The following is a 12,884-nucleotide window of genomic DNA, read 5'->3' as shown; positions in this document are numbered from 1 at the left end:
ACGGTGCCGGCTGACGGGTTGGTGCGGTGCGGGATGTCGAATGCGCCCCGTCCGGGCAGAAGTTCACAGGTCGGAGCGTGTCCGAAGTATTGACGTGCGCACGACCCGGATTTACGGTCTGACCGATTTACCGAACTGCGTTCGCAATGTCGAACGTGGAGAGCCGTCGGTTGGATCACCAAGGAGCCGCACGTGACCAGTCCCCGCCCCACGCCCTCCCGCCGCAGCCTGCTGCGTGCGCTGGCCGCCCTGCCCGCCTCGGCGCTCGTCCTGGGCGAACTGCCCGGACTGCTCGGCACCGCCGCCGCGGCGGCCCCGCCCAGCGGCTCCGCGACGCGGTACACCATCGTGCCGTTCCTCAACAGCAACGACGGCACGGTGAACGTCTACCAGTCGGACGACGCCACCGACTTCCGGCTCGTGAAGTCCCCGGCCTACACCCCGCCGAGCAACCGCATCCGCGACGCGAGCGTCATCAAGCACACCAACGGCTACTACTACGTCACCTACACCACGCACACCTGGCAGGACACCAGCACGACCATCGGCTTCGCCCGCAGCTCGGACCGCGTCAACTGGACCTTCCTGTACGACTACACGGTCCCGATCGCCAGCCTGTCCCGGGCATGGGCACCCGAGTGGTTCGTCGACAGCGACGGCAGCGTGAACATCATCGTGTCCTGCTCGGTCACCAGTAACGAGTGGATCTTCACGCCGTACCTGCTGAAGGCGACCAACTCCGCGCTCACGGCGTGGAGTTCACCGGTGGCGCTGTCGGGCATCGGGCCGAACCACATCGACACGTACATCGTGAAGATCGGCTCGACCTACCACGCCTTCCCCAAGAACGAGACGACGAAGTACATCGAGTACGCCACCGCCACCAGCCTCGCCGGCCCCTACACGATCTCGAAGACCGGCGACTGGGCCGGCTGGGGCAGCTACCGCGAAGGCCCGTCCGTGATCCAGCTCGACAACGGCGGCTGGCGGATCTTCTTCGACGGCTACGGTGACGGGAAGTACTACTACAGCGACAGCTACGACACGTTCGCCACCTGGACCGCCGCGAAGGCACTGCCCTCGATCTCCGGAACGGCCCGTCACTTCACCGTGGTCAAGGAGACGGTCAGTGGCGGCCCGGCCCTGTCGAAGGGCGTCACCCGCTCCTTCCGGTCGGTCAACTACTCGACGCGGTACTGGCAGGTGCAGTCCTCGCTGCTCAACCTCCCCGTGGTGAGCGGCTCCAGCACCACCGCGCTCAAGCAGGCGTCCACCTTCACCGTCGTCGCCGGACTGGCCGACGGCAACGGCTACTCGTTCCGCGACAGCTCCGGCAACTACCTCCGCCACTGGGACTACCGCGCCCGGTTCGACGCCAACGACGGTACGTCGACCTTCGCGAAGGACGCCACGTTCATCGCCCGGACGGGCACCACGTCGGGGTCGGTGCGCTTCGAGTCGTACAACTACCCGGGCTACTTCCTGCGCCACTACAACTACCAGCTGCGCGTGGACCTGACGGACGGCACGGACACCTTCCGCCAGGACAGCTCCTTCGTCCCGGTGACGGCCTGGGCGTAGCCTCTTTTCCGCTACGACCGCCCCAACTGGCGCATGGTCAGCGCCAGTTGCAGTCTGAGTCGGCCCTGCGGGGTACGGACGGGCCACCCGAGCAGCGCCTCGGCGTGGCCCAACCGGTCCTGAAGGGTGGAGTGGTGGACGTTGACCTCGGCGGCGGCGCCGCGCAGGCTCGCCGTCGAGGCGACGGCGTGCAACGTCGTCAGCATCCAGGGTGCGTCCGCGACCGCGGCCTCCAGTGCCTGCACATCGGGCGGCGGATCCGCCCCCGGCACGACGAGTTCGGCGAGCAGCCCGATACCGCCGAGCTCATCGGCGTACACGACCCGTGGTCCGGGGGCGTGCGGAGTGCCGTCGGCGGTGAAACGGAGCGCGGTGCGGGCGGCGGCCCAGGAGTCCGGCAGTTCGAGCACGGGCACGGCGGGGCCGACACCGACCCGGCCGGACGGGAGAACGGGGCCGGTGGACCCGGTGCCGGCGGCCGGCTTGGCACGGGCCGAGTCCTCCCGGGCCGGCGGCCGGCCCTCGGCGGATACCGGCCCGCGCAGAGCGGAGGCGGCCAGGACGCGGGGCGGGCCGCCGAGCGGGGCGACCGCGTGGGCCGGGGCGGCCGTGTCCAGGCCCAGACAGCGAGCCGCGTGCAGCCGCACCTGCGCGGGTGCGGCGGCGTCGAGGAGGGTCTCGACGAGCGCCGGGTCGTCGGCGAGGGCCGAGGGTGCGCGACCGCGGGTGCGGTCGAGGACGAGGCGGATGGCAGCCGCCGCCCGTTCCAGGATCACCGCGTCGACGACGCTGGGCGCGCCTGCCCGCTCCAGCCACAGCGCCGGGGCACCGTCCGGCGACAGCGCGGCGGCCGGCCAGGCGGGGTCCGGTGGCTGCTCCGTGTCCCGGCGCCGCCCGTCGGTCTCGACGCGCAGATGCACCCGCCGCCCGGCGTCGGAGAGCCGCGCGGGACACCCGGCCAGCACGGCGACCCCACGCACCAGCGCCTCAAGGCCGGCCCGGTGCTCGGCCAGCCGATCGAAGTAGGCGATGACCCGGACGGCGGCGCCGGCGTCCGGATCCAGCGCGGTCAGCCGCCCGGCCAGCTCTTTCATGGCCCCATGGTGCCAGTTGCTCCGCAGGTTGCGCGGTTCCTCGGCTGCGGGCCCGGTGGGGGCTGGCCGCGCAGTTCCCCGCGCCCCTTGGAGTCGCCGGGCGCCGGTCGGCGTGTCGGTGCTGGCCGCTGGGTGGCGGGCCGTGGGAGGGGTGGTTCCTGTGCCGTGGGCCCGGTGGAGGCTGGTCGCGCAGTTTCCCGCGCCCCCGATGGGGCTGCGCCCCATCGGGGGTGGCGCAGCCCCATGCCTCTTACTCCGCCAGTAGCCTGCGCAGCCAGTTCATCTGGGCTGCCTGGCAGGCCTGGGAGAGGGCCGCCTGGGGGGCGAAGCCGTCGAAGCCGTGGAAGCCGCCCGGCCATACGTGCAGCTCGGCGGCGCCGCCGGCCTGCCACAGGCCCGTGGCGTAGGCGACGACCTCGTCACGGAACGTCTCGGCGGAGCCGACGTCGAGGAAGGCCGGGGGCAGCCCGGACAGGTCCTCCGCACGGGCCGGGGCGGCGTACGGGGAGACGTCCGGGCCGCCGCGCCGCTCGCCGAGCAACGCCGTCCACCCCGTGTCGTTGGCCGTGCGGTCCCACACGCCCAGGCCCGCCATCTGGTGCGTGGACGGGGTGTCGTTGCGGTCGTCGAGCATCGGGCACATCAGCAGCTGCCCGAGAGGGCGCGGGCCCTTGCGGTCCCTGAGAAGCAGTGCCAGGGCGGCCGTCAGGCCACCGCCCGCGCTGGCCCCCGCGATGACGATCCGCTCGGGGTCGGCGCCGATCTCCCCGGCGTGACCGGCGGTCCACAGCAGCCCGGCGTACACGTCGTCGATGGGCGCCGGGTACGGGTGCTCCGGCGCCAGCCGGTACTCCACGGACACCACGACCGCGCCCAGCTCTTCGGCCCACCGCAGCGCGGCGTCCGCACCGACGCGGTTGTTGCCGATCACCATGCCGCCGCCGTGGACGTGGTAGATCACGGGCAGCGGACCGTCCGTCGGCGGAGCGACCGGTCGGCAGATCAGCAGCGATATGTCGGGCGCGTTCTCGGGGCCCGGCACGACCCGGTCCTCGACCTCGAAGGCGCCGCCCATCGTCAGGTCCATGTCCGCCAGCATCGCGAGACCGGGCCCGTTGCGCGTGGCCTCGATCTCGTCCATGGTCAGCTGGGGCGGCACCGCGTCCTTGAGCATCTCCAGGACGGCGGCGAGTTCCGGGTCGAACGGGGGCGGCGTAAGCGTCATTGCCTGTGCTCCTCATGCTGCGTGCGGCGGATCGTACGGTGATGATCCGCGCGTCCGCCGGGTGCCGGCCCACCGCCGTACGGCGGGACTTGCCCGCCGTACGGCGGGTAGCCCGGTCGGCCCGCGCGTCGGCCGAACCGGCACCCGCGCCACCTGACCTGGGGATTTTGCCAGGTGATGAATCGTTGTTCACCATATGGGGGTGGAAATGATCAGGGGTGATGACAACGCTGCCCTTGCCCCCCTTCCTCTGGAGTACCTGTGAACGTCTCATTCGCCGTCTGGACGCTGACTGTCGTCGGCCTGTGCGTCCTCGTCGCCGTCGACTTCTTCATCGGCCGCAAACCCCACGACGTGTCCCTGAAGGAGGCCGGCACCTGGACCGTGGTGTGGGTCGTCCTCGCCTGTCTGTTCGGGCTCGGGCTGGCGATCTACGGCGGGTCCAAGCCCACCGGTGAGTTCTTCGCCGGATACATCACCGAGAAGTCGCTGAGCGTCGACAACCTCTTCGTCTTCGTCCTGATCATGGGCAAGTTCGCGGTGCCCTCGCAGTACCAGCAGCGGGTGCTGATGGTCGGCGTCCTGGTCGCCCTCGTGCTGCGCGCCGGGTTCATCGCGGCCGGCGCGGCGATCATCTCCACGTTCTCCTGGGTGTTCTACATCTTCGGCGCCTTCCTCATCTGGACCGCCTGGAAGCTGGTCCAGGACGCGAAGAAGGGCTCGCACGAGGAGGAGTACGAGGAGAACAAACTGCTCAAGATGGCCGAGAAGCGGTTCGGTGTCGCGGACCGGTACCACGGCACCAAGCTGTTCATCGTGGAGAACGGCAAGCGGATCATGACGCCGATGATGGTCGTCATGCTCGCGATCGGCTCCACGGACGTGCTGTTCGCGCTCGACTCCATTCCCGCCATCTACGGGCTGACCCAGGACCCGTACATCGTCTTCACCGCCAATGCCTTCGCCCTGATGGGCCTGCGCCAGCTGTACTTCCTCATCGGCGGCCTGCTGAAGAAGCTGGTGCACCTCAGCTACGGCCTGTCGATCATCCTCGGCTTCATCGGGGTGAAACTGGTGCTGCACGCGCTGCACGAGTCCGGCGTCCACGTCCCGGAGATCTCCATCCCCTTCTCACTCGGCTTCATCGTCCTCGTCCTGGCCGTCACGACCGTCACGAGCCTGCGGGCGTCGAAGAAGCAGGAGGAGGCCGAAGCGGCCCGGTCTCGGGCCTGACCTTCGTGAGCGCTCGAAGAACCAGCGCCGCTCGTCGAACACCGCTGGAGGCAGGCGACCGGGAGACGGACACGCGGGTCGGCGTGCACGTCAATCGGTTCGGCCACCCGGAGGCGGCCCCGCGCTCGGCCCCGAGCCGGCGGCGGCCGGTGCCACGGCCGAGGCGGCGGGCGCCCACCGGCTCACGGTCACGGACCACTACGTCGAGCATCGAGTTCAACGGCGCCGCCGGGGACCCGATGCCGGAGGCATGCACGACCCTCGGCCTCCGCGCCGCCCGCACCTCCACGGTCCGCCTCGGCGCGCTGGTGACCGGCGTGACGTACCGCCACCCCGGACCGCTCGCCAAGTTCGCCACCACGCGGGCCCTTCGACGGCACGCGCTGCCGGTTCGCCGAGACGCTGTGCGTCCCGGCGCCCGCCAGCTCACCGCGCCCGGAGTTCATCCCGTACGACGACATCGCCAGGACGCTTGTCTCCAGGGGTGACGCACCCGAGGCGAACGGCGTCGACGCCTTGGTCGGGACACCGAGGGCTACGCCAAGTCCGTCGGCATCGAGACAGTGGTCCTGGGGCCGCGCACGGGCGAGCTGGGCCGGGGCAAGACGGAGGGCCGGAACCCGTGCGGTTCCGGCCCTCCGTCATGCGTACGTCGATCAGGCGGCGGCGGACGTGGCCTCGCCGTGGATCAGGCCGATGACCTCGGCCAGCTGCGCGGAGACCTCGGCGTCGTCGGAGGGGTGGGTCTCGGCGAAACGGACCAGCGAGCCGGGGATGGCGAGCTTGACGTCGAGAACCTTGGCACCGGCGATGCCGACGGCCTTGCGGGCCTCGTCCTGCGCCCAGACGCCGCCGAACTGGCCGTACGCCGTGCCGACCACGGCGACCGGCTTGTCGGTCAGGGCGCCGGCACCGTACGGGCGGGACAGCCAGTCGATGGCGTTCTTCAGGACGGCCGGAATCGTGCCGTTGTACTCGGGGGAGAAGAGCAGCAGCGCGTCGGCCGAGTTGGCGGCCGCGCGCAGGGCGACGACGGAGGCGGCCAGGCTGCCCTCCACGTCGATGTCCTCGTTGTAGAACGGGACGTCGGCGAGACCTTCGAACAGCACGACCTCTGCGCCCTCCGGGGCGTGCTTCACGGCCGCCTCGGCGAGCTGGCGGTTGGTGGAACCGGCACGAAGGCTGCCGACGAGAGCAAGGATACGAACAGACATGGGGGACTCCACAGAGGGTTGAAACATTGCCGTTACGATCCGGACCGAGGTCCGTTTAAAGTTCTACCAGCGAAACGGACCGTGGTCCAGTTTTCTTACCGAGGCGTTACGCTGGCCTCATGTCCGACTCCCTGCCGATCCTCCCGGAGCCCCAGTGGCGGGCCGGTGAGCACCAACTGCTGGAACTGGGTACCGGTCCCGGCGTCGCTACCGGGGCCGGAGCCGACGAGCCGTGTCTGCGCGCCGACGCGGCACGCAACCGCGCCCGCCTGCTGGAGGCCGCCGCCCGCCTGGTGGAGCAGTTCGGTGCGGCCGGCGTGACGATGGAGGCGGTGGCCGCCGCGGCGCAGGTGGGCAAGGGGACCGTGTTCCGGCGCTTCGGGGACCGCACCGGTCTGCTGATGGCCCTGCTCGACCACTCGGAGCGGAAACTCCAGGCCGCCTTCCTGACGGGCCCGCCGCCGCTCGGACCCGGGGCGCCGCCCGTGGAGCGGCTGCGCGCGTTCGGTGTCGCGGTGCTGCGCCGGGCCGTCGACGAACTGGAACTGCAACTGGCCGCCGAGGGCGAACCGGACCGCCGCTTCGCTTCCGCACCGCGCATGGTGCTGTCCGCCCATGTCGGGATGCTGCTGCGGCAGGCGATTCCGGGCGCCGACTGCGAACTCCTCGCGAAAACGCTGATGGGATATCTGGACCCGGCCCTCATCCATCACTTGACCAAGCAGTGCGGGATGGCGCCGGCGCGGCTCGAGGCGGGCTGGATCGACCTCGTGGACCGGATCACGGGCGGCGCGCCTTCGCATTGAGCGCGAGTTTCGGCCAACTGCGCCGGTCGCACTCCGGCGCACGGAGGTGGTCAACCGGTCACTGCTGTCCGGGACTTGACACCAGCTGTCCGGAAAGCGCGTTCAGTGCGTCATGCGGTCGTGAAGTGGTGGGACAACAGGCCCCGGGCGGCTGCGAATGATCTTTTAAAGCGTTTCAGTAAAGCGCTTTCCCGAAGCGTTTTCGTCAACCGCCTTTGCTATCGGATCGATTGCGAAGTTCCCCCGGTCAAAACCGGGCCCCGAGCTTCTGCAAAGATGCCATACGTCATGGTGCAGATACCGAATTCGGCCGCCCCGGCTACGCCCCAGCCGCGCTCCGTGCCCACGAGCGCGGATGTGGCCCGCCTGGCCGGCGTCTCGCGCGCAACCGTCTCCTACGTCCTCAACAACACCAGTGCCGTCCGGATCAGCGAACCCACCCGCCGGCGCGTCCACGAGGCCGCGAAGGAGCTCGGGTATGTTCCGCACGCGGCGGCCCGCAGTCTGCGGGCCGGACACAGCCGCCTGGTCCTGATGCCCGCGCCGAGCGTGCCGATCGGCCCGCTCTACAGCCGGTTCATCAACGAACTCCAGTGGGCGCTCAGCCGCCTCGACTACACCGTCGTCCAGTACGCCTCCGTCGGTCTGCGCGGTGACGAGGCCGCCCGGGCCTGGGCCGAACTGCGGCCCGCCGCGGTCCTCGTGCCTGTCGGCGGGATCGGACCGGAGGGCGTGGCCGTCCTCAAACGCTCCGGTGCCCGGGCTGTCGTCACCCTCGGCACCGAGCGCATCGAGGGTGCGCACAGCCTGCTCGTCGACCACGCCGGAGTCGGCCGCGTCGCGGGCGCGCACCTGTACGCCCGTGGCCGCCGTCGGATCGGCGTCGTCGTGCCAGAGGAGCCCGGCCTGAAGGTCTTCTCCAAGCCCCGCCTCGACGGGGTGCGCAGCGCCGTGGAGGGCACGGACGCCTCGGTGACCGTGCTGCCGCTCGCGTACGAGGAGGAGTCCGCCGCCCGACTCGCCGCCCGCTGGCCCGAACTCGGCCTGGACGCCGTCTTCGCGTTCAACGACGAGTACGCGATGCTCCTGATGCGGGCCCTGCAGGACGCGGGAGTCTCCGTCCCGGACGACACGGCGCTGGTCGGCGCGGACGACCTGGTCCTCGGCCGGCTGCTGCGGCCCAGCCTGAGCACGGTGCACATCGAACTCCCGGCCGGCCGGGATCTCGCGGAACTCGTCGACCGGGCGGTGCGCAACCCCGGCGCCGCCCCCGAGACCCACCACGTCCACGAAGCGACGCTCGTCCACCGCGACTCCAGCTGAAGGCGTCCGCACGCGGCGACTTGGGCGGCGCGGTTCGCGTACGGCGTGACTAGGATGTTGCACGCTCAACCAGTGGGGATGCCGTCGACCACCGGACGCCGTGTGCTGCTTCGCCGCGCGCCGGATCACCGCATCCCGCCCCGCGGCTGACGAACGGCCGCGAACCACACGGGACTCGCGTTCGCTCCGCGCGTCCCGCCGGTGACGAAACGGAGAGCCGCAATGCCGTTGCTCGACCCCAAGACCTGGCAGTCCCATGCCGCCCGTGCCCTGTCGGGCCCCGAGTACGCCGTCACCGAGCCCGCCACCGGCGAGGCGCTCGGCACGGTCGTGCTCGCCACCGGCGAGGACGTCGGACCGGCCGCGCAGGCCGCCCGTACCGCCCAGGCGGCCTGGGCGCGCACCCCGCACTTCGTCCGCGCCGGAGTGCTCCGGAAGGCGGGGGACCTGTTCGCCGCGCACGCCGAAGAGCTGCGCGACTGGATCGTCCGCGAGTCCGGCTCGATACCCGGCAAGGCCGAGTTCGAGCTGCACGTCGCCGCCCAGGAGTGCTACGAGGCCGCCGCCCTCGCCTCCCGGCCGGCCGGGCAGGTGCTGCCCTCCGAGGCGCCCCGGCTGTCCTACACACGGCGGGTGCCCGTCGGGGTGGTCGGCGTGATCTCGCCGTTCAACGCCCCGCTGATCCTCTCCATCCGCTCCGTCGCCCCCGCTCTCGCGCTCGGCAACGCGGTCGTCCTGAAGCCGGACCCGCGCACGGCGGTCTGCGGCGGGCTCTCCCTGGCCGCGGTCTTCGCCGAGGCGGGCCTGCCCGAGGACCTGCTGCACATCCTGCCGGGCGGTCCGGACGCGGGCCAGGCCCTGGTCGCGGACCCGCTGGTGCCCGTCATCTCCTTCACCGGCTCCACGGGGGCGGGACGGGCCGTCGGCGAGGCGGCCGGCCGCCACCTCAAGCGTGCCCACCTCGAACTCGGCGGCAACTCCGCCATGATCGTCCTGGAGGACGCCGACCTCGACGCGGTGATCTCCACCGCCGCCTGGGGCTCCTTCTTCCACCAGGGCCAGATCTGCATGACGACCGGCCGTCACCTCGTCCACCAGTCGTTGTACGGGGAGTACGTCGAGCGGCTCGCCGCCAAGGCCGACTCCCTCGCTGTCGGCGACCCGTTCCGCGCGCAGGTCCACCTCGGCCCGATCATCGACGGCTCCCAACTCGCCAAGATCCACGGCCTGGTGGAGTCCAGCACGGCCGGCGGCGCCAAACTGGCGGCGGGCGGAACGCACGAGGACCTCTTCTACCGGCCGACGGTTCTCGCCGACGTCGACGACCGGACCCCGGCCTACGCCGAGGAGGTCTTCGGCCCGGTCGCGCCCGTACGCCCCTTCACCACCCTCGACGAGGCCGCCGCCCTCGCCTCGGCCGGCCCCTACGGGCTCTCCCTCGGCATCATCACCCGGGACACCGCACGCGGCCTCGACCTGGCCGAACGCGTTCCGACGGGGATCGTCCACATCAACGACCAGACGGTCAACGACGAGGCCGTGGCCCCCTTCGGCGGGGTCGCCGCGTCCGGCACGGGTGCGCGTTTCGGGGGTGAGTCCAACCTGGAGGCGTTCACGGACGTGCGGTGGACGACGGTACGGGGGGATGTCGCCCCGTACCCCTTCTAGAACGCTGCGGTGCGTTGTCGGCTGCGGGTCCGAGTGGCTGGTCGCGCAGTTCCCCGCGCCCCTGGGGGCTGCGCCCCCCTGGGGCGCGGGCCCCGGCGGGGGCTACTCGCCCTGCTGGGCCTGCTGCTCGGCGACCGACTTGCGGACCTCGTCCATGTCCAGCTTGCGGGCCTGCCCGATGACGTCCGTCAGGGCGGCCTCGGGCAGGGCGCCCGGCTGCGCGAACACGGCGACCTGGTCCCGGACGATCATCAGCGTCGGGATCGACTGGATACCGAAGGCCTGCGCCAGCTCCGGCTGCGCCTCCGTGTCGATCTTGCCGAAGACCAGGTCCGGGTTGTCCTCGGCGGCCTTCTCGTACACCGGGGCGAACTGACGGCACGGCCCGCACCAGGACGCCCAGAAGTCGATCAGCACGAACTCGTTCTCCGTGACCGTCTGGTCGAAGTTCTCCTTGGTCAGCTCCACGGTGCTGCTCATGACCTGATTCCTCTTCTTCCTGCTGTCGGGTCGTTGCCGGTGGCGTTCGCACAACACGGCCCGGCCACCGCGTATTCCGCGCCGATACCCGTGTGGCCACGGGCCACGCCACCTACCAGACTGACCCCATGACGGAAACGGAAACCAACGTGTACGACGTCGTGGTGCTCGGTGCCGGACCCGTGGGGGAGAACGTGGCCGACCGCACCCGCGCGGCCGGTCTGTCCACCGCGATCGTGGAGAGCGAACTGGTCGGCGGCGAGTGTTCCTACTGGGCCTGCATGCCCAGCAAGGCCCTCCTGCGCCCGGTCATCGCTCGCGCCGACGCCCGCCGGGTACCCGGCCTGCGCCACCTCGTCCAGGGTTCCCTGGACGCCGAAGCGGTCCTCGCCCACCGCGACTACGAGACCTCGAACTGGCAGGACGACGGACAGATCGGCTGGCTGGAGAGCATCGGCGCCGACCTCTACCGGGGTCGGGGGCGCCTGGCCGGCCCGCGCGCGGTGACAGTGACGGGCGAGGACGGCTCGACGCGGACGCTGACGGCCCGGCACGCGGTCGCCGTGTGCACGGGCACCAGTGCCCAGCTGCCCGACCTGCCGGGCCTCGACGAGGTCGGGCCCTGGACGAGCCGGGAGGCGACCAGCGCCAAGTCGGTGCCCGGCAGCCTGATCGTGGTCGGCGGCGGTGTCGTCGCGGTGGAGATGGCCACCGCCTGGCAGGCGCTCGGCTCGCGGGTCACCCTGCTCGTCCGCGGCAAGGGCCTGCTGCCCCGCATGGAGCCGTTCGCGGGCGAACTGGTCGCCGAGGCGCTGGCCGAGGCGGGCACGGACGTCCGCACCGGTACGTCGGTCCAGTCGGTGACCAGGGAGAACGGTACCGTCGTGGCGGTCACGGGCACCGGTGACCGGATCGAGGCCGACGAGATCCTCTTCGCCACGGGCCGCGCCCCGCGCACGGACGACATCGGCCTCGACACGGTCGGCCTGGAGCCGGGCTCCTGGCTGTCGGTCGACGACAGCCTCCGGGTCACCGGCAGCGATTGGCTGTACGCGGTCGGCGACGTCAACCACCGCGCCCTCCTCACCCACCAGGGCAAGTACCAGGCCCGGATCGCGGGCGCCGCCATCGCCGCCCGCGCGGCCGGCGCACCCCTCCTGGAGCCCGACCCCTGGGGCGCCCACGCGGCCACCGCCGACCACGGCGCCGTCCCGCAGGTCGTCTTCACCGACCCGGAGGCGGCAGCCGTCGGCCTCTCCCTCGCCGAGGCGGAGCAGGCGGGCCACCGGGTGCGCGCCGTCGACGTGGAGTTCTCGTCGGTGGCGGGCGCCGGCCTGTACGCCGACGGCTACCGGGGCCGCGCCCGCATGGTTGTCGACCTGGACCGCGAGACCCTGCTCGGCGTCACCTTCGTCGGCCCCGGAGTGGGCGAACTGATCCACTCCGCGACCGTCGCCGTCGCCGGCGAGGTGCCGCTGGGAAGGCTGTGGCACGCGGTGCCGTCGTACCCGACGATCAGCGAGGTCTGGCTGCGGTTGCTGGAGGCATTCCGGGACGGGAAGTAGGAACCGGCGGTCGGCGGGGACGGGCGGTCAGAGGGGAAACCCGAGCTCCTCGGCCGCCTGCGCCGGGGTCGGCTGCGCCCACCGCTCCGCCATGGCCGCGCCGGAGGACAGCGAGCGCAGTTCCGCGCGGTCGAGATAGAGCGTGCCGTCCAGATGGTCGGTCTCGTGCTGGACGATCCGCGCCGGCCACCCCGTGAACACCTCGTCCACCGCATGCCCGTACTCGTCCTGGCCGGTGAGCCGCACCGCCGCGGGCCGGGACACCACCGCCTGCCAGCCCGGCACGCTCAGACACCCCTCGAAGAACGCGGCCCGCTCGGCGCCGACCGCCTCGTACGACGGATTCACCAGCACCCGGAACGGCAGTGGCACGCGCCCGCGCACCACCCGCACCGCCTCCGGCACCGGCGCAGGGTCCTCGATGACCGCGATCCGCAGCCCCACCCCGACCTGCGGAGCCGCCAGGCCGACACCCGGTGCGGCACGCATCGTCTCGCGCAGCGCCTCGACGAAGCGGGCCAGCAGCTCCGGGCCGAGCTGCCCGTCGAAGGGCACGGTGCCACGGCGCAGCACCGGGTCCCCGGCGGCGACGATCGGCAACGGGCCGCCGACGGCGAGGAGTCGTTCGACCCGGTCGGCAAGGGTGCTCGGGTCATGGGGAGTTGCCATGGCGCCAGGATGCCACGCGCCTCTGA

The 12,884-nt window shown here is 71.6% G+C and carries 12 protein-coding genes; 7 read left to right on the top strand and 5 right to left on the bottom strand.

Annotated elements, in window-relative coordinates:
* The first annotated feature begins 192 nt into the window (after positions 1 to 192).
* Positions 193 to 1,581, top strand: a complete 1,389-nt coding sequence (locus IEY89_RS03820) for a glycoside hydrolase family 43 protein (RefSeq protein ID WP_189145815.1) — start codon at positions 193 to 195, stop codon at positions 1,579 to 1,581.
* Positions 1,582 to 1,592: 11 nt separating this feature from the next.
* Here the strand turns inward: IEY89_RS03820 and IEY89_RS03815 are convergent, their stop codons facing one another.
* The gene (locus IEY89_RS03815; protein ID WP_189145814.1) at positions 1,593 to 2,675 is read right to left on the bottom strand and encodes a helix-turn-helix domain-containing protein; all 1,083 of its coding nucleotides are present in this window, start codon (positions 2,673 to 2,675) and stop codon (positions 1,593 to 1,595) included.
* Positions 2,676 to 2,925: 250 nt separating this feature from the next.
* Positions 2,926 to 3,900 carry an alpha/beta hydrolase gene (locus tag IEY89_RS03810; protein WP_189145813.1) on the bottom strand — a complete coding sequence of 325 codons (975 nt, stop codon included), beginning with the start codon at positions 3,898 to 3,900 and terminating at the stop codon, positions 2,926 to 2,928.
* 261 nt (positions 3,901 to 4,161) lie between these two features.
* On the opposite strand from IEY89_RS03810, the gene IEY89_RS03805 reads away from it, so the two are divergent.
* Both IEY89_RS03805 and IEY89_RS03800 read left to right on the top strand, forming a co-directional pair.
* Positions 4,162 to 5,133, top strand: a complete 972-nt coding sequence (locus IEY89_RS03805; RefSeq protein WP_189145812.1) for a TerC family protein — start codon at positions 4,162 to 4,164, stop codon at positions 5,131 to 5,133.
* A 5-nt stretch (positions 5,134 to 5,138) separates the two neighbouring features.
* Positions 5,139 to 5,621, top strand: coding sequence for an LLM class oxidoreductase (locus IEY89_RS03800; RefSeq protein ID WP_373287186.1), 483 nt, complete (start codon positions 5,139 to 5,141; stop codon positions 5,619 to 5,621).
* A 168-nt stretch (positions 5,622 to 5,789) separates the two neighbouring features.
* On the opposite strand, the gene IEY89_RS03795 is transcribed toward IEY89_RS03800, so the two are convergent.
* Positions 5,790 to 6,347 (bottom strand): NADPH-dependent FMN reductase, encoded by a 558-nt coding sequence (locus IEY89_RS03795; protein ID WP_189145811.1) that lies wholly within the window; start codon positions 6,345 to 6,347, stop codon positions 5,790 to 5,792.
* A gap of 119 nt (positions 6,348 to 6,466) precedes the next feature.
* Here IEY89_RS03795 and IEY89_RS03790 point away from each other — a divergent pair, with 119 nt between their 5' ends.
* The 3 genes from IEY89_RS03790 to IEY89_RS03780 all read left to right on the top strand — a co-directional run bounded on the left by IEY89_RS03790 (position 6,467) and on the right by IEY89_RS03780 (position 10,144).
* Positions 6,467 to 7,153: a TetR/AcrR family transcriptional regulator gene (locus IEY89_RS03790; RefSeq protein ID WP_189145810.1), complete on the top strand. Its 687-nt coding sequence runs from the start codon at positions 6,467 to 6,469 to the stop codon at positions 7,151 to 7,153.
* A 288-nt stretch (positions 7,154 to 7,441) separates the two neighbouring features.
* On the top strand, positions 7,442 to 8,476 hold the full coding sequence (locus IEY89_RS03785; RefSeq protein WP_373287185.1) for a LacI family DNA-binding transcriptional regulator: 1,035 nt from the start codon (positions 7,442 to 7,444) through the stop codon (positions 8,474 to 8,476).
* Positions 8,477 to 8,698: 222 nt separating this feature from the next.
* Positions 8,699 to 10,144 (top strand): aldehyde dehydrogenase family protein, encoded by a 1,446-nt coding sequence (locus IEY89_RS03780; RefSeq protein ID WP_189145808.1) that lies wholly within the window; start codon positions 8,699 to 8,701, stop codon positions 10,142 to 10,144.
* Between the two features lie 102 nt (positions 10,145 to 10,246).
* Here the strand turns inward: IEY89_RS03780 and trxA are convergent, their stop codons facing one another.
* Positions 10,247 to 10,624, bottom strand: coding sequence for a thioredoxin (gene trxA / locus IEY89_RS03775; protein ID WP_006376459.1), 378 nt, complete (start codon positions 10,622 to 10,624; stop codon positions 10,247 to 10,249).
* 128 nt (positions 10,625 to 10,752) lie between these two features.
* Between trxA and IEY89_RS03770 the strand changes: the two genes are divergently transcribed.
* A complete protein-coding gene (locus IEY89_RS03770; RefSeq protein ID WP_189145807.1) occupies positions 10,753 to 12,189 on the top strand; it encodes a dihydrolipoyl dehydrogenase family protein in 1,437 nt (478 codons plus the stop codon).
* A gap of 27 nt (positions 12,190 to 12,216) precedes the next feature.
* Here the strand turns inward: IEY89_RS03770 and IEY89_RS03765 are convergent, their stop codons facing one another.
* Positions 12,217 to 12,858 carry a peptide deformylase gene (locus tag IEY89_RS03765; protein ID WP_189145806.1) on the bottom strand — a complete coding sequence of 214 codons (642 nt, stop codon included), beginning with the start codon at positions 12,856 to 12,858 and terminating at the stop codon, positions 12,217 to 12,219.
* Positions 12,859 to 12,884: the final 26 nt, after the last annotated feature.

Source organism: Streptomyces lacrimifluminis (genome assembly GCF_014646095.1).
GTDB classification, from domain to species: Bacteria; Actinomycetota; Actinomycetes; order Streptomycetales; family Streptomycetaceae; genus Streptomyces; species Streptomyces lacrimifluminis.
The sequence above is the reverse complement of the archived record's forward strand: the minus strand, read 5'-3'. Positions and strand labels throughout refer to the sequence as shown.